Here is a 15,831-nt window from a genome sequence, read left to right on the forward strand (position 1 = left end):
CATCGTACCCAAGGCAATCAGATGATCTCAGAAGACGCCGACTGGAAGTTCACCACCATTCCTGCCCTCTGCGCGCGCGCCGCCGAGCTCTATGGCACACGCACGGCAGTTGAAGACAATGGCGTCGTGCTGAACTTCGTCGAGCTCGACACGATGCGCAAGCGCGTCGCCAAGGCGATGATCGCAGCCGGTGTCGAGAAGGGCGACCGCATCATGGTCTGGGCGCCCAACACCTGGAAATGGTTCGCCACAGCCCTTGGCCTCGTCACCGCAGGCGCCGTGCTCATTCCCGCCAGCACCCGCTTCAAGGGCGCGGAAATCGCCGAACTGGTGAAGCGCAGCGGCACCTCGGTGCTGTTTTCGGTCGGCGACTTCCTGGGCACCTATTACCCTGACCAGCTCCGTGCCGAGACGCGCGACCTGCTGCGCGAAGTGGTCGTCATCGGCGACGGCAGCAAAGGCGATCGCGACTGGGAGAGCTTCGTTGCATCGGGCGACAGCATCAGCGATGCCGAGCTTGCCGCACGCGAGGCCACTGTCGGTCCCGATGATCTCTGCGACATGCTGTTCACCTCGGGCACCACGGGTTATCCCAAGGGCGTCATGTACGGTCACCAGCAGTGCCTGCGGGCGATCGACGCCTGGGCGACGCGTGTCGGCATCCGCGAGCATGACCGCATCCTGGTCATCCCGCCGCTTTTCCACGTCTTCGGCTATCGTGCCGGGGCAATGGTGGCACTTATGCGCGGCGCCGTCTTCTTGCCGCATCTCACCTATGATGCCGGCGAAATTCTCAAGCGCGTCGCCGAAGAGAAGATCAGCGTCATCCCCGGTCCGCCCGCCATCTTCCAGGGCATGCTCCAGCATCCGGGACTGGCAAAATTCGACACCTCCAGCCTGCGTCTGGCCGTTACGGGAAGCACGACAATTCCGCCTATTCTGGTCCATCGGATGCGAACAGAACTTGGCATAGCGGGCGTGGTGACAGGCTATGGCCTGACCGAATGCGGCGGCTATGGCACGATGTGCCTGGCGACCGATCCGGATGAGGTGATTGCCAACACCGCCGGCAAGGCTGCTCCCGGCGTGGAAGTGCGTATCATGGCCGACGACGGCCATTTCCTGCCCGACGGCAAGCCCGGCGAAGTGGTGATCCGCGGCTACATCGTCATGAAGGGTTACTTCAACGATCCGGAAGCCACTGCCAGGACCATTGATCCGGAGGGGTGGCTGCACACAGGCGATATCGGCTGCTTCGACACGGATGGCAACCTGCGCATAGAGGGCCGTCTCAAGGACATGTACATCACCGGCGGCTTCAACTGCTATCCGGCCGAGATCGAGCGCATCCTGAGCCAGCACCCCGCCATCGGCATCGTTGCCGTCATCGGCGTGCCTGACGAGCGTCTCGGCGAGGTCGGCAAGGCCTATGTCGTGCTGCGCCCGGGCACTAGCGCCACCGAAAAGGACATCATCGACTGGTCGCGTGCCAACATGGCCAACTACAAGTGCCCGCGCAGCGTCGAGGTCCGATCCTCATTGCCGACCAGCCCGCAGGGCAAGGTCGTCAAGGACCTGCTCGAGGCTACGCTTACAAAATGTGCCTGAAGGGACCTCGTTTCTCTCGTCTCGTGTGATCGCCGTGCCAGCGCCCGTCGGGACTGAGCGCAATAGGTCTGCATCAATTGGCCTTTGCGTCGAACAGACACGCCGTTCCCTTCTGATTGGTCCGCGACTATGGTGATGCCGACTTCTGGCCAGCATCAACCCGACGTGACCTCACCCCTCTCCAATCCCCGCCTCCTTGGCCTCGCGCTCTGGCTCACAGCCATGGCGGTCTTCGTCGCTCTATCGGTGGAGACGTCGCGGACGCGCATGGCGGACGAGCTGGAGGTGGCGGCACGAACGTTGCACCGACTGATCTCGCAGCGCGTGGCGCAGCACGACGCGCATCTGACCACGCTGATCGCCCTGTCGAGCGGGGCCGAGCCGGCGTCCGGCGGCGCCGTGCGGCAGGTGATGGAGAGCATTTCGCGCTTCTATCCGCGCATCGCCTGGCTGTCGCTTGTCTCGCTCGACGCCCAGACGGCGGCCGGTGGCGAGATGGGCGGAAGTCAGGGAGCAGCGACGTCCGGCAGTTCGGGAGCATCGTATCCGGCAGGCACTTCGGCCGTTCTTGTGCGCGAGGTGGTCGATGTGCCCGCGGGCGGCGGGCCCGAGTTGACGCCGCTCGCCGCGGAGATTGCCGCGCAGGTGCGCGGCAGAGCGAGCGTCTACGCCGCCGGCGCGGGGCGCTATCTCCTGGCCAAGCGCGCGCCGGCGCCGTCCGACCACGCCGTGGTGCTGATGATCGAAGCGGCCAGGCTTGTGGAGCCGGAAGAGCGACCAGGCTTTGCGCATCTCCGGATCAGCCTCGACGATGCTGCCCTGGTCGACCTCCCTGCCGATGCTTCATTCGGCCCCGGCGTGTCGTGGCTAAAGCCGCCGCATTTCGAGAAGGTGATCGACGGCGAGGGGCAGCGGCTGTTGCTGTCGCTCGACCGATCGCTGCCCTTGGCAGCCCTGGTGCCGCCCGGGCGGCTGCTGGGTTTTGCCGTGGTGGCGGGGCTGCTGGCGGCTGCCCTGAGCTTCGGGCTGGGGCAGAGGGCGGCGGTGAAGCGCTCCGAGCTTGTGGCGCAGGCGGCCGAGGCGCGGGCGCTGTTGCAGGAGCGAGAGACGCTTCTGGCGCATGCCTCGCGCGTCAACGCCATGGGCGAACTGGCGTCGGGCATCGCGCATGAGCTGACGCAGCCGCTGACCGCGCTGCTGAGCCGCAGCCAGGCTGCCCTTCGGCTGTCACAGGCGGACAGGCCTGACATGGCGATGATTTCGCAGGCGCTCGACGTTAATGTGCGCGAGGCCAAGCGTGCCGGCGAGATGCTGAAGCGGATGCGCGACTATGCCTCCAACAAGGCGCCTGAACGGGCGCGGCAGGACCTGAACGCCATCGTGGCCGAGGTTGTGGCGCTGACCTGCACCGACCTCGAGCGGCGCGGGGTTGCCCTGGTTCTGGAACTCGCGCAGCCGGCCCCGGAGGCGGTGGTCGACGCGATCGAGATGGAGCAGGTGCTGCACAATCTGATCCGCAACGCGGCGGAGGCGACCGGCCGCGGCGGGACAGTGAGGATTGCCACCCTGCGGGAGCAGCGCGAGGCGAAGCTTGTGGTCAGCGACGACGGGCCGGGCATCCCTGACGAGGTGCTGCCGAAGCTGTTCACGCCGTTCTTCACCACCAAGGCCGACGGCATGGGGCTGGGACTGTCGCTGTGCGCGTCGCTGGTGGAACGGGTGGATGGACGCATCGCCGCGGAAAACGGAGCGCCGCGCGGGGCGCGCTTTACGGTGACATTGCCCCTGGCAGGGGAGGCCAGGGGAGCGCGGGCGGCGGCGGGCAACGGGTCGCCGAGCGCGGAAGGCAGAGATGATGCATAAGGTCTATCTGGTCGACGACGATGAGGCGGTGCGCGAGGCGCTGGCGTTCCTGCTCTCGACCTACGGGATTACGGCGGAGACCTTCGGCGACCCGCAGACATTCCTGGCACATGTCGACGAGAGCCGGCCGGGCGTGCTGGTGGTGGATCTGCGCATGCCGCTGGTGTCGGGCCAGCAATTGCACCAGAAGCTGCGCGAGCGCGACATCGACTGGCCGACCATCATGATCACCGGGCATGGCGACGTGGCTGCCTGCCGGCGGGCGTTCAAGTCGGGCATCCAGGATTTCCTGACCAAGCCGGTCGACGGCGAGGTGCTGGTCGATGCGCTGCAGCAGGCTTTTGCCAGCCTAGACGCTGGGCTGGAGAAGCGCGAAGCCCGGGCGCTTCTGGCCAGGCTTACAGAGCGCGAGCGCGAGGTGCTCGACATGGTGGCGCGAGGCTGGGCGAGCAAGGAAATCGCCGCGAGCCTCGAGGTCTCGGCCCGCACCATCGACGCGCACCGGGCGAAGATCGCGGAGAAGCTCGGCACCAGCGCTGTGGCCGAGCAGGTGCGGCTGGCGCTTCTCGCTTAGCGAGGCGGCGGCTCTCCGGGAAACGGTCTACGCGATCAGTGATGCACGGCGGGGTCGGCATAAGCGGGTGACTGCGCCTTGCGCGGTCCAGCGCTTGCGGAAAAATGTGCCGGCATCCGAAGGCAGTAGGTAATCCTACCTAGGGCAGGTGGTGGCATCGCGGATTCTGCCCGGCGGCGGTTCGGCGTAGTTCTGGCATCGGACAAGCAAGACGCTTTCTCCCGAGCAACATCAGGACAGGAACCCAGTCATGATCAAGAGCATTTTCCTCGCCGCCGCTGCCACCGTCGCCATCTCCGGTGCTGCTTCCGCACAGGTGCTGACCGAGAAGAACATCTCGTCGAGCCTCGCCGTCGAGATCGCCCAGAACGCGGTCGCAGCCTGCGCCGCCGACAAGTACAACGTCACTGCCGCAGTGGTTGACCGCGCCGGCGTGCTGCGCGCCCTGGTCCGCGCCGACAATGCCGGCACGCACACCGTTTCGGCTGCCCAGGACAAGGCCTTCACCTCGGCCTCGTCGCGTACGCCGACCTCCAAGATGGCCGAGAACGTGCAGAAGAATCCGGGCGCTGCCGGCCTGGTCGACATTGACGGCTTCCTGGTGCTCGCCGGCGGCATGCCGATCAAGGCTGGCGACGCTGTCATCGGCGCCATCGGTGTCGGCGGCGCGCCGGGCGGCAACTTCGACGAGGCTTGCGCCGTTGTGGGCATCGAAAAGGCTGCCGACAAGCTGAAGTAAGCCTGTCCGGCACATTGCCGGCAATAACGAAGCCCCGCTTCCCATCTGGGGAGGCGGGGCCTTTTCGTGTGCTGGCGCGGGTCAGAAGCCCATGGCGAAGGTGCCGCGCAACTGGTGCGCTGCGGTACCGTCGCCGACGGCACCGGCATAGCTGACATCGATGCGGGCATTGTCCCTGACGGCAAAGCTCAGGCCGGCATCGTAGACGAAGGCATCCGACGCTAGGCTGTCGCCGAGGACGGAAAACGGTGCCGTGCCGGCAAACGCGAGGCGCGACAGCGGTGCGTCGCTGTCGGTGTGACGCCAGCCGAGCATGCCCTGCAGCGTGACGGATCGCGCGCCGGCCGGCAGTTCGGTGCTTGCCCTTATGCCGAGGGTGGAGATAGTCGCATCCTGATCGCCGGCTGCCCCGGTCAGTGCCGCGGCGCCGCCGGTCTCGGCAAATCCGTCGCTGCCGGTCCTGACATAAGCGATGCCGGCAAACGGCTCGACATAGGACGCGCCGAGGCCAAGGCGGTAGCCGACGTCGCCATGGACGAGGGTCGTTGTTGCGTCGTAGCCGGCGGCGAGACTGTCGGAGAAGCCGCCGAAGGCGACGCGGCGTTCGGTCGACAGATCGTGCCACGCCTGGATGGCGCCGAATTGCAGGCGAAGCGCACCAAGTTCGGCCCCGGCATAGAGGCCGGCATGCAAGGTGTCGGCGGTACCGGTCGAGGCCTGCCCACCCCGAGAGATGCTGCTCCTGGAATAGCCGGCCATGGCGCCGAGGCGGATGCCTTCGGCGACTTCGCCGTCGAGGCCGCCGAACAGTGCCGCGGCCTTGACCTTGAAGCCTTCCGTGTCGTCCACACCGGATAATTCCGAGATATTGCCCACACCCTCGACCCAAAAGGCACGCGACGGCTTGCCGGCCGTCGCGTGGCTGTCGAAGGTCTGGCGGATGCGGTTCTGCACGGCATCCTGTGCCAGCGTCGAGGCAATGATGCCGGCGTTCATCAGCGAGGGGTGGATGTCGCCCGACAGCTGGTCGAGCGCGTCGCGCGCGCCGCCGAAGGAAAGGCCAAGCAGGCCGCCGACCATCGGGTTGCCGGCCGAAAGGTTGTCGAGAGCGCCGGCCACGGCATGCTGGTTGTCGGTGATGGCGACGGTGCCGAACGCGGCACCGTTGAATTGCAGGGTGAGCCAGACCTCGCTGGCGTTCCTATAGTCGAGTGCACTGTCGAGGAAGGCAAAGTCGTCGGTGACGCCGCCAAAGGCGCCGGTCAGCGCTCCGGAGGTCGACAGGATCAGATACTCGTCCGACAGCGCATCCATGCCGTTGGCGACGACATTGACCGAAGACGTCGCATCGATGGTGGCGGTGCCGGCGGCGATGCGGCTGGCTGCACCGCCAATGCCGACTTCATAGAGCGAGCCTGCCTGAAAGGCGAAATCGCCCGCCACATCGAAGGTTCCATCGGGCGCGACGATTGCACCGGAGCGGATCGTGACGTCGCCGAGATCGCCGCTGCCTTCAAGCCTGGCGGTCGAGAAGACGTCGATCCCGCCGCCGAGGCCATCGCCGATCCATAAGGTCCCGCCAAGCACGTCGGTTGTTCCGGTGAAGCTTGAGCTGTTGGCGAGCAGGCGGCTCGTTCCGCTCAGATGCCTGATTGAGCCGTCGCCCGAAATGGCCGCGGCAAAATCATGGGCATCGTCGGTATGATTGAAGACGAGCGTGCCGCTGCCTGGTCCGAAAACGATTTTCGGTGCAGCGATGTTGCCCGCAGCGACGGCCGCGTCGCCCTCGGCTGCGCCGATGTTGAGCGTGCCGGTGGAACCGCCGGCGAAGCCGATCTGTATGCCGGCAGCTGCCGTTGAGATCGTGCCGCCGTGGCTGACCGTGGCGGTACCGTCGCCATTCCATCCCAGCATGACATATGTGCCCGACTCGACGCGGGAGCCCGAGCCGGAGACGATGAGGTCGCCCACGCCGGATGCGTCGGCCCCGACGATCACAGCTGCGCTTTGCAGTTTGCCGCCTGCAGTGACGCTGACCGAACCAGCCGATTTGACGCCGATCCTGATGTCGACTGTCGAGGTGAGGGCAGAGCCCGTGCCGCTGATGGTCAGTGTGCCCGAGGAGCCGGCTCCGCTGCCCAGAAAGGTACGATTGTTGGCCGTAACCTTCGCGCCGCCAGAGATATGCAATTCACCGACGCCGGACTGGCCGAGGACGAGGTTGGCGTTGGTGATCTGCCACAGCGTATCGGTCCCCGAGACGTTGGCGATGCCGTGGCCGCTCGCCTGCTGGCCCAAGGTCGCCACATAGCTGCTCGCACTTGCGCCTTGGCTGACATTGAAGGTTCCCTCGCCGCCATCGCCGACGATGGTGCCACCGTTGCCGGTGTTGAGCCATTTCGAGTTCGCTCCGGTCACGTTGACCAGGCCGACACTGCCCTCCTGCGTGGCAAGCGACGCCTGCGCGGCTTCAACACTGCCGCCAGCCGCGATGTTCAGTGTCCCTGATCCGTAGAAGCCGACATCGAGTGTGTCGGTCGTCCAAGTGGAGCCGCCCGTGACCGTCGCTTCGCCTGTCTGGCTGCTGGCAGGCGGCGCGCCGTTGACCGATGAGTTGCCGATTATCGCCGATGTCGAGGTCAGGCTGCCGCCATTGACGATGTCGAGCGAGGCACCGGTGACGCCGCCGATGAAGATGGTGCTCGTGCTGGCCCCGGGGGTTCCGATGCTTGGGGCATTGGGTGCGCCCGGCTGGTTGACTATGACGGCTGTTCCGGCGGGGGTGCTGCCGGCCGACCAGTTGTCGCCGTTGAACCAGTCGCTGCTTTGATCTCCCTCCCAGGTCTGGGCATGAGAAGCGGCGGCAAGGCCGCACAAGACAGTGCTGGCCATGCCGGCCATCGCAATAGCGCGCAAAAATCCGCGCTTGGCCATGCTGTGGTCAGTTGTCATGATAGATCCCCAAAAAAATCGCTGTCTCAAAAATGGTGCTCCACAGCAGCAGGCTACCGCTCGAGTGGAGTGTTCAAATATGCCACCAGCAATTCCGTCCAAGTGATGACGTCGCCTGCGTATCGCAAGAGCTGAATACCGGACGAATAGCTTTCAGAAAATTTGCATTGCCCCTTTCCACTAAGTAATAAGCTTTTGCTTATAGATCAACCGGCTCAAGGTCGGTTTCTACACTTGGCGGCTATTCATTTCGGCCCGGGGCATCTGCGGCCTTGCCAGAGGGCGGCCCGTATTCGGAATGCGGCTCCGAAGGCCGCTTCGGGATGGTTCCAAAATCGTTGCGGTGGCGGGCGAATGCGTCTATATACGGGCCGAATTTCCCATTTTCTGGTGGTCTGACCACCGCCCGCGTGAGGGACGCGGGCGAGCGAAGAGGATATATCGCATGGCCAATACGCTGCTTATGCCCAAGGCGACCGCTGTCTGGCTGGTCGACAACACAGCGCTTTCGTTCGACCAGATCGCGCAGTTCTGCTCGCTGCACCCGCTCGAGGTGAAGGCGATCGCCGACGGCGAATCGGCCCAGGGCATCAAGGGCATGGACCCGATCATGACCGGCCAGCTGACGCGCGCCGAGATCGCCAAGGGCGAGGGCGACATCAATCATCGCCTCAAGCTGTCGGATCCCAAGGTCCGCGTGCCCGAGACCAAGCGCAAGGGCCCGCGCTACACGCCGCTGTCGAAGCGCCAGGATCGCCCGAACGCCATCTACTGGCTGGTCAAGAACCATCCGGAGCTCAAGGACGCGCAGATCTCGCGCCTCGTCGGCACCACCAAGGCGACGATCGAGCAGATCCGCGAGCGCAAGCACTGGAACATGGCGACGCTGACGCCGCTCGATCCGGTGGCGCTCGGCCTGTGCTCGCAGATCGACCTCGACATCGAAGTGCAGCGCGCCTCGCGCGGCCGCGAAGCCGCCGCCCCTGTCGGCGACACCTTGCTGCCGGCCTCGCTGACCGAGCGGTTGACGCCGGAGCAGGCCGCACCCAAGGACGAGGACAAGGAACTCGACGCCAACGCCGTGTTCGCCAAGCTCTCGGCCCTTCGCTCGAAGACGCCGGACGAGGACGAAGACGACAAGTTCTGAGGTTTTCCTCACACAAACTAAGGCCCCGCATTGCGGGGCCTTTTTCGTTTCCGGGTTGCTCCGATGTCTGCGGTCAGCAGGTCAGTCCGACAGCCGGGATGCCGGCATGTCGCGGCCGAAGCGGTGCAGGGTGAGGCCAGGTGATCGGTTCGATGCAGGGGCTGCGAAGGTGATGGCCGCCTCGACTTCCTTGTAGAAGAAGCGGTGCTCGCCTTCGGCGAACAGCCGCAGTTTCGGCTGGCCGCTGAACTGGGCGTAAAGTGCGTCGTCCTCGCGCAGGACGGTGAGTACCACGTCGGGGGCGAGTTGGTAACGGCCGACATAGGTGTCGAACAGGCTGGGATCGACGGCGGCCTCGCTGTGCCGTGGCTTGACCCTTGTCAGCGGGATCTCGCGATTGAGCAGATGCAGGCCGATGTCGCTGACGCCTGTGTTGGCGTTGGACAGGACGACGACACCTCTGCGCGAGCCGGGATGAAAGCCGATGAAGGCGCTGTAGCCGCCGGTGCCGCCATCGTGCCAGGCAATCTCGCCATTGCTGCTTTTGGTGACGATCCAGCCGAGCGCCGCCGAGGTCTCCTGTCCGCCGATGGCCCGCCGTGTCGCCAGCGTGCCGGCCAGGGCAATGGTCAGCGGAGTCTTGTTCGTGCTGACCGTCACCTGCAGCAGGTCGAGCAGGTCGTTGGCGCTTGAATGCAATGCGCCGGCGCCGGCAAAAGCGGGCATCTCCCAGTTGGGCGCAATCTCCAGCATGTCGTTGTGGCCGGTGGCCAGGCGCTTGCCGAGACGAGGCGGCAATTCGATCGCCGTGCTGCGCATGGCCAGCGGGCCGCTGATGCGGTCGTGGACGAGGGCCTCGAAGCCCTTGCCGGCGCGGTGGGCAAGAGCCTGCCCCAGCAGCGCTGAGCCCAGGTTTGAGTACTCATATTCTGTACCGATGTCGCGTGGCAGCTTGTAGCCTGACACGAAGGCATTCATTTCATCGACCGTGTAGTCGGCATAAGGATTGGTCTCATCGACCGGCTCGAAATTGTCGGGCATGCGTGGCAGGCCGGAGGTTTGCGTCGCGAGGTCAACGAGGGTGATCGCCTTGCCGCCCCGTTCAGGCACGGCGACGTTCATCGGCAAGTACTTGGCCACCGGGTCGGTCAGGGCGACTTCGCCGCGCGCTGCCATATCGGCCAGCAACAGCCCGGTAAATACCTTGGTCACCGAGCCGATCTCGAAGACGGTGTCGCCGTCGACCGGTCGCGGATCGAAACCGCCGAGGTCGCCATGGGCAATGATGCTGCGCCCGTCCGGCCCGATGGTGCCGACGACGATGCCGACACTTCGCCTTTGGACGTCGATCCGGTCGGCGAGGATGCGGCGAATCTCCGCCCCGGTTGGCATCTGACCCGACCAGTCGCCGGCAACTGCGGACAAGACAATGGGCCTGTCTTGCTTGCGGTCGAGATAGAGCAGTCCGCCGGTCACGGCCGCTACGGTGAAAATGACGGCGGCTGCAGTCAGTGCACCTGAAAATGCGGAGGGTGTCCTGAGGCGTCTCATGGCGATGCTGTCTCTCGGCGCTTGTTCGGCGCGACTGGCAAATCAAACAGCACTGTCTGGTCCCGGCAGATTGCGAGAGCATTGCGGCTGCCGCGCTTGGCGCGGGTTGGCGGCTCGTTGAAGACGTCGCTTGCGTTTGCAGACGGCGCGTCGGTCGCCGCCGCTCCCTCGTTGTCGTCGGGCCAATCTTTGACGTCGCCGCCTTCAGATGAACGCCTCTTTCAACTGCCGGCTGGACAGCCGCCAAGCGCTCCGGGAAGATGTGGGCGCAAAGCGTTTGGGCGTGTGGTTGTGAATCCCAGGGAGGCGGCCATGAGCAGCGATACCGAGTATCTACGTCTTGCCGTGAAGATCGCCGGGGAGAGCCGGGCCAGCGGCAACCATCCGTTCGGGGCGGTCCTTGTCGGGCCGGAGGGCGACGTGCTGCTTTCCTCCGGCAACACCTACGCGCAGGATCGCGGCGTTGGCCATGCAGAGGCGAATGTGGCCCGCGCGGCCGCTCAGCAATACCAACCGGCCCTTCTCGAACGATGCACCTTGGTGACCTCGGTGGAGCCGTGCTGCATGTGCGCCGGGGCCTGTTACTGGGCTGGCATCGGCACCGTGGTTTATGGGCTGAGCGAAAAGCGGTTGGCCGAGCTCACCGGAGACAACCCGGAAAACCTGACGCTCGACCTCAGCTGCCATCAGGTGTTTGCCGCCGGACGGCGCCATGTCGCGGTTCGTGGTCCATTCCCTGAGCTCGAAGACGAGATCGTCAACGACCATAAGGGTTTCTGGTGACAGAGCCCGTCAAGCCGGGTTGATGGAAGAGTCAGCCTGATCACGTCATCGCCAATGCGATTGGTGGCAATCAGCACGAACTGCGCGCCGCCCGTTTGGCGTGACGGGTAGCCAAAACGACAGGCGCGCTGCGCCCAGTGGATCGGCGGCCACGCGCCGGAGGCGTTCCCGGCTCCCCGCCCCAAAGCGAAAGGCCCCGCGTCGACGGGGCCTGTTCTTTGTTCATGGGCAGGTCAGTCGGTCACGCGCGGGGCTGAAATGTGCTCGCCGAACTGATGCAAGGTCAGGCTTGGCGAGGGGCTGGCATCGGCTTGTGTGAAAGTGATCGCGGCCTCGACGTCCTTGTAGAAGAAGCGGTGTCCTCCCTCGGGGAAGAGACGGAACCTGGGTTGGTCGGTCAGCTGGGCAAACAGCTTGTCGCCATCGCGGGTGATGTCGAACACCATCTTCGGTGCCAGCTGATAGCGGCCGACATAACCGTCAAGCAGCTTCGGGTCGATGACGGCCTCGACCGGCTTCGGCTTCGGCTCGGAAAGCGGAATGTCCCGGTTGAGCAGGTGCATGCCGATATCGTTGACGTCGGCGTCGGAATTGGACAGCACGACGACACCCGTTCTGGAGGCCGGATGGAAGCCGAAGAAGCTGACGAAACCACCGGTGCCGCCGCTATGCCAGACGATGTCGCCCGATGAGCTTTCGGTGATCATCCAGGCGAGGCCGACCTGCGTGCCGTCATTGACCGGCTTGCGCTTGACGCTCGCCGCGGCAACAGCGTCGCTGAGCGGCGACTTTTCAGTGCTCACCGCCATGGCCAGCAGGTTGAGCAGATCGTTGGCCGACGAGCGCAACGCGCCGGCACCGGCTATGGCCGGAAGATCCCAATTGGGAACAGGCTGCAGGTCGCCATTATGGCCGGTGGCCATGCGTCCGGCGAGTTCGGGCGAAAGCGTGATGGCCGTGCTCGACATGCCGAGCGGGTTGGTGATGCGCTGGGTCACCAGCGTCTCGTAGTCGACGCCGGCGCGGCGAGCCAGCGCATGGCCGAGCAGGCCGAAACCGGTGTTGGAATATTCGAAATCGGCACCGATGTCGCGCGGCAGCTGATAGCGCGACAGGAAGCGATAGAGCTGTTCGGTGGTGTAGGCGGCATAAGGATTGAGCGTGTCCGGCGGCTCCAGGTCGTCGGGCAGGCTCGGCAGGCTGGAGTGATGGGTGGCCAGGTCGGCAAGGGTGATCGACTTGCCGGCGCGCTCGGGCATGGTGACGCCTTCAGGCATGTATTTGGCAAGCGGGTCGTCGAGCCCGACTTCGCCACTGGCCACCATGTCGGCGAGCAGCAGGCCGGTGAAGCCCTTGGTGATCGAACCAATCTCGTAGACGGTGTTGCCGTCGACCTTGCGCGGATCGTTGGCGCCAAACTTGCCATGGGCAACGATGCTGCGGCCATGTGGCCCGATCGTGCCAACGACGATGCCGACGCTTTCGCGCCTTATGTCGATACGCTCGGCAAGGATCTTGGCGATCTCCTTGTCGGCGGGGAAGGAACTGGACGGCATGCTGGCCGAGGCTTTGGTCACGGCAAAAGGTCCTTCGATCTGGCGGTCAAGGGAAAGCAGGCCGGTCACAAATGTGGCGACGGACAGGATTGCGGTGGCGGCAGCAATCGCGCGTGAGCGCATAAAGGATTTTCTTGCGGATTTCATCGGCTTGCTTTTCGAACTGGCGTTGTCGCTTGGGAACTGGTGCCCATCTGACAGGATGAGATTGCAAGAGCATTGCGGGGGCATGCCTTGTCCGATGAGCAAAAAAGTCCCCGCCTGGGTGAGCCTTTTTCGTTGACGCCAATGCTGGAGGTCAGAGGCTGGTCAACCGGGAATGGGGCCATTGGCGGGCAGGACGAGCGACCTGAGCACCTGCACGCCGATGTCCTCGATGCCGACATTGGTGTTGGACAGGATGACGACGCCGACTTTCGTTCGGGGGTGGAAGGCGATGAACGAGCTGAAGCCGCCGGTGCCGCCATTGTGCCAGATGACCTCGCCGGTGGCGTTCGTGGTCACGACCCAGCCAAGGGCGGTGGCTCCGCCGTCGGTGATCTGTCTGCGTGTCGCGAGCGTTGTGGCAAGCGTCTTGGAAAGCCGCACGGCCCGGGGTGTCTGGCGCTGGCCAAGCGCCATTTCGAGGAAGACCAGCAGGTCGTTGACCGACGAGCGCAGCGCGCCCGCGCCGGCGAGTGTGGGAAGGTCCCAGTTGGGAACGCCGGCCAGCGCGCTGTCATGTCCGCGCGCCATGCGTTTCGCGAGGTCGGGGGTGAGCGTGATTGCCGTGCTGGACATGCCGAGCGGGTCGGTGATCCGCAGCCTCACAAGCGTTGCGTAGTCGACGCCGGCGCGGCGGGCGAGCGCATGGCCGAGCAGGCCGAAGCCGAGATTGGAATATTCGTACTCGACGCCGATCCTGCGCGGCAGGATGTAGCCCGACAGGAAGGCGTAGAGTTGTTGAGTGGTATAGTCGGCATAAGGATTGGCCTCATCGGCTGGCGCCAGATTGTCGGGCAGCCGCGGTAGCCCCGACATGTGGGTGGCAAGGTCGGTGAACGAGATCGTCTTGCCGTCGCGTCCGGGCATTGTGACGTCTTCGGGTAGGTATCTGGCAACAGAGTCGTTCAGGGCAACTTCGCCACGCTCGGCCATGTCGGCAAGCAGCATGGCGGTGAACACCTTGGTGATGGATCCGATCTCGAACAGCGTGTCGCCATCGACGGGACGTGGATCGGCGATGCCGAACTTGCCATGCGACACCACGCTGCGGCCCTTGGGGCTGACGATGCCGACGACGATACCGACGCCTTGCTTGTGTTCGTCGATACGCTCGGCAAGCAGCGCGCGAACCTTGGCGCCTGCCGGGATGCTGCCGGCGGCATTCGCCGTCGAGGTGACCAAGGGGCGCTCGATCAGGCGGTCGAGATGGAGCAGGCCGCTCGAAAAGGCGGCGATCGTCAGGATCGCGGCGGTGGCTGTCATTACGCCCTGGAGCGCCGTCTTCTTCTTGGCTGGGCCAGTCATTTCGCACATGTCTCGTAAATCATCCGGGACAGCTTGGTGGCTGGTCCGGGTTGCGAGAGCATTGCGTGTGGCGGACCGTCTCGCGGAGACGGTCCGGAACGCGCCAAAAGTCGAGCCGGCTTATGTGCTGGCGATGAATTTCAGGATGCCGGCAATGCCCGAGCCCGTGGTGCCGTCCTTGCGGTCGGACGGATGGTTGATGCCGTCCATGACCGGGACCTCGATGAAGTCGAACGGGCTGATGCCCTGAAGGACAGCGGCATTGACGCCAAACTGGTTGGGGTTCGAGCGGCGCTGGTGATGGGTGTAGATGCCGCATTTCGAGCAGAAGTAGTGCTTCGCCGCCCGGGTGTTGAATTCGTAGGTGGTCAGGGCTTCCTGGCCGGCCAGGACATCGACGCCGCCGAGATCGGCCGACAGTGCAACCGCGCCTCGCATCCGGCAATAAGAGCAGGTGCAGCGCCGAGCGCTGCGCAGGCCGTCCGACAGCCTGACGCGCAGGCGCACCGTGCCGCAATGGCATGCGCCGTCGATTTCTCGGATATCCATGTCCATGTGCAGTCACCTCTTCCGCCTCGTATCCCGAACCTAGTGGCATGCAGGATGGTTGGGTATGGCTGCGGGGCACAAAAGAAAAGTCCCGGCGCGTTGCCGGGACAGTTTGGGAGGGGCGGGGAGGGAAACTGCGGTTGTCAGCCGCCGGAGCTGCGGTCGTGTGTGCCATAGGATTCGCTGCGTTCGACGCTGCGGTAGTAGTCGACAAGCAGCTTGCCGCGCTCGGGCTTGAAGCCGCGGCCGGCAGAAGTGACCGCCGAGATGCGGTCGATGCGGAAGGCGCGGAAGTCGTTGCGCATCTCGCACCAGGCGATCAGCGTCCAGACCTTGCCCCAGAACCATAGGCCGAGCGGGCGGACCTCGCGGGCAGAGCCGCGGCCGGCTTCGTCATTGTAGTCGAGCTTGAGCACTTGGCGCTTTTCGACGGCGCGCTCGATCAGGTCGATCGCCTCGCGGTCGGCGTCTGACACCACCCACATCGGCGTGTGGATCTCGGTGCGGGCGATGCGGTCCTTTTCCGAGTCGGGCAGGACCGCGCCGATCTTGACCAGCGCTTCGTCGGCGGCACGCGCCATGGCGGCGCCACCAAAGGCGCGGACCATGCGGGCGCCGGCAACCAATGCTACGATTTCGTCCCGTGTGAACATCAGCGGCGGAAGGTCGAAACCCTCCCTCATCATATAGCCCACCCCGGCCTCGCCATCGATCGGCACACCCGTCGATTGCAGGTCGGCGATGTCGCGATAGATCGTGCGCTCGGAAACCTCGAGCCACGCGCCCAGCTTGTGCGCGGTCACCAGGCGGCCGCCGCGGAGATGCTGTACGATCTGGAACAGCCTGTCGGCGCGTCTCATCGATTACCCCTCAAGTCTCGCGCTGTTCTTGGCCAAGTGGGGGCGCCTGGCGTCGATGACAATGCGCGTCGTCACAATCTCAGTCTGTAATGTCGCTAGGCGCCTGGCACAGGGCGACCGATATGCGAACCGTTCATCCT

General features: G+C 64.9%; 12 protein-coding genes. 6 read left to right on the forward strand and 6 right to left on the reverse strand.

All coding sequences use genetic code 11. From position 1 onward, the window contains the following. The first annotated feature begins 21 nt into the window (after nt 1–21). From H5P29_RS08385 to H5P29_RS08400, 4 genes are all read left to right on the forward strand, one after another. Nucleotides 22–1,608: a FadD3 family acyl-CoA ligase gene (locus H5P29_RS08385; protein ID WP_185910306.1), complete on the forward strand. Its 1,587-nt coding sequence runs from the start codon at nt 22–24 to the stop codon at nt 1,606–1,608. A 222-nt stretch (nt 1,609–1,830) separates the two neighbouring features. Then, a complete protein-coding gene (locus H5P29_RS32865) occupies nt 1,831–3,471 on the forward strand; it encodes a sensor histidine kinase (protein WP_154385725.1) in 1,641 nt (546 codons plus the stop codon). Continuing rightward, nucleotides 3,461–4,045 (forward strand): response regulator transcription factor, encoded by a 585-nt coding sequence (locus H5P29_RS08395; protein WP_067957063.1) that lies wholly within the window; start codon nt 3,461–3,463, stop codon nt 4,043–4,045. Before H5P29_RS32865 ends, H5P29_RS08395 begins: the two co-directional genes overlap by 11 nt. 250 nt (nt 4,046–4,295) lie before the next feature. Further along, nucleotides 4,296–4,784: a heme-binding protein gene (locus tag H5P29_RS08400; protein ID WP_154385724.1), complete on the forward strand. Its 489-nt coding sequence runs from the start codon at nt 4,296–4,298 to the stop codon at nt 4,782–4,784. An 81-nt stretch (nt 4,785–4,865) separates the two neighbouring features. Here the strand turns inward: H5P29_RS08400 and H5P29_RS08405 are convergent, their stop codons facing one another. Beyond that, complete coding sequence (locus H5P29_RS08405) at nt 4,866–7,736, reverse strand: autotransporter domain-containing protein (protein ID WP_154385723.1); 2,871 nt, start codon at nt 7,734–7,736, stop codon at nt 4,866–4,868. Between the two features lie 445 nt (nt 7,737–8,181). Here H5P29_RS08405 and H5P29_RS08410 point away from each other — a divergent pair, with 445 nt between their 5' ends. Continuing rightward, nucleotides 8,182–8,883 carry a DUF1013 domain-containing protein gene (locus H5P29_RS08410; protein WP_067957072.1) on the forward strand — a complete coding sequence of 234 codons (702 nt, stop codon included), beginning with the start codon at nt 8,182–8,184 and terminating at the stop codon, nt 8,881–8,883. Nucleotides 8,884–8,964: 81 nt separating this feature from the next. Here the strand turns inward: H5P29_RS08410 and H5P29_RS08415 are convergent, their stop codons facing one another. Then, nucleotides 8,965–10,434: a serine hydrolase gene (locus H5P29_RS08415; protein ID WP_210252523.1), complete on the reverse strand. Its 1,470-nt coding sequence runs from the start codon at nt 10,432–10,434 to the stop codon at nt 8,965–8,967. A gap of 312 nt (nt 10,435–10,746) precedes the next feature. On the opposite strand from H5P29_RS08415, the gene H5P29_RS08420 reads away from it, so the two are divergent. After that, nucleotides 10,747–11,217: a nucleoside deaminase gene (locus tag H5P29_RS08420; RefSeq protein ID WP_154385722.1), complete on the forward strand. Its 471-nt coding sequence runs from the start codon at nt 10,747–10,749 to the stop codon at nt 11,215–11,217. A 233-nt stretch (nt 11,218–11,450) separates the two neighbouring features. On the opposite strand, the gene H5P29_RS08425 is transcribed toward H5P29_RS08420, so the two are convergent. The 4 genes from H5P29_RS08425 to H5P29_RS08440 all read right to left on the reverse strand — a co-directional run bounded on the left by H5P29_RS08425 (nt 11,451) and on the right by H5P29_RS08440 (nt 15,691). Then, nucleotides 11,451–12,896: a serine hydrolase gene (locus H5P29_RS08425; protein WP_210252522.1), complete on the reverse strand. Its 1,446-nt coding sequence runs from the start codon at nt 12,894–12,896 to the stop codon at nt 11,451–11,453. A 186-nt stretch (nt 12,897–13,082) separates the two neighbouring features. After that, nucleotides 13,083–14,282 carry a serine hydrolase gene (locus H5P29_RS08430; RefSeq protein WP_185910307.1) on the reverse strand — a complete coding sequence of 400 codons (1,200 nt, stop codon included), beginning with the start codon at nt 14,280–14,282 and terminating at the stop codon, nt 13,083–13,085. Nucleotides 14,283–14,402: 120 nt separating this feature from the next. After that, nucleotides 14,403–14,837 carry a GFA family protein gene (locus H5P29_RS08435; protein ID WP_154385719.1) on the reverse strand — a complete coding sequence of 145 codons (435 nt, stop codon included), beginning with the start codon at nt 14,835–14,837 and terminating at the stop codon, nt 14,403–14,405. Nucleotides 14,838–14,974: 137 nt separating this feature from the next. Beyond that, nucleotides 14,975–15,691, reverse strand: a complete 717-nt coding sequence (locus tag H5P29_RS08440; protein WP_067957091.1) for a YafY family protein — start codon at nt 15,689–15,691, stop codon at nt 14,975–14,977. Nucleotides 15,692–15,831 lie beyond the last annotated feature (140 nt).

Origin of the sequence: Aminobacter sp. MDW-2 (assembly GCF_014250155.1) — a bacterium.
Taxonomy (GTDB): domain Bacteria; phylum Pseudomonadota; class Alphaproteobacteria; order Rhizobiales; family Rhizobiaceae; genus Aminobacter; species Aminobacter ciceronei.

Coding starts and splice junctions, on each gene's coding strand:
- H5P29_RS08385 (WP_185910306.1), top strand. CDS start 22: ATGATCTCAGAAGACGCCGACTGGAAGTTCACCACCATTCCTGCCCTC.
- H5P29_RS32865 (WP_154385725.1), top strand. CDS start 1,831: ATGGCGGTCTTCGTCGCTCTATCGGTGGAGACGTCGCGGACGCGCATG.
- H5P29_RS08395 (WP_067957063.1), top strand. CDS start 3,461: ATGATGCATAAGGTCTATCTGGTCGACGACGATGAGGCGGTGCGCGAG.
- H5P29_RS08400 (WP_154385724.1), top strand. CDS start 4,296: ATGATCAAGAGCATTTTCCTCGCCGCCGCTGCCACCGTCGCCATCTCC.
- H5P29_RS08405 (WP_154385723.1), bottom strand. CDS start 7,736: ATGACAACTGACCACAGCATGGCCAAGCGCGGATTTTTGCGCGCTATT.
- H5P29_RS08410 (WP_067957072.1), top strand. CDS start 8,182: ATGGCCAATACGCTGCTTATGCCCAAGGCGACCGCTGTCTGGCTGGTC.
- H5P29_RS08415 (WP_210252523.1), bottom strand. CDS start 10,434: ATGAGACGCCTCAGGACACCCTCCGCATTTTCAGGTGCACTGACTGCA.
- H5P29_RS08420 (WP_154385722.1), top strand. CDS start 10,747: ATGAGCAGCGATACCGAGTATCTACGTCTTGCCGTGAAGATCGCCGGG.
- H5P29_RS08425 (WP_210252522.1), bottom strand. CDS start 12,896: ATGCGCTCACGCGCGATTGCTGCCGCCACCGCAATCCTGTCCGTCGCC.
- H5P29_RS08430 (WP_185910307.1), bottom strand. CDS start 14,282: ATGACTGGCCCAGCCAAGAAGAAGACGGCGCTCCAGGGCGTAATGACA.
- H5P29_RS08435 (WP_154385719.1), bottom strand. CDS start 14,837: ATGGACATGGATATCCGAGAAATCGACGGCGCATGCCATTGCGGCACG.
- H5P29_RS08440 (WP_067957091.1), bottom strand. CDS start 15,691: ATGAGACGCGCCGACAGGCTGTTCCAGATCGTACAGCATCTCCGCGGC.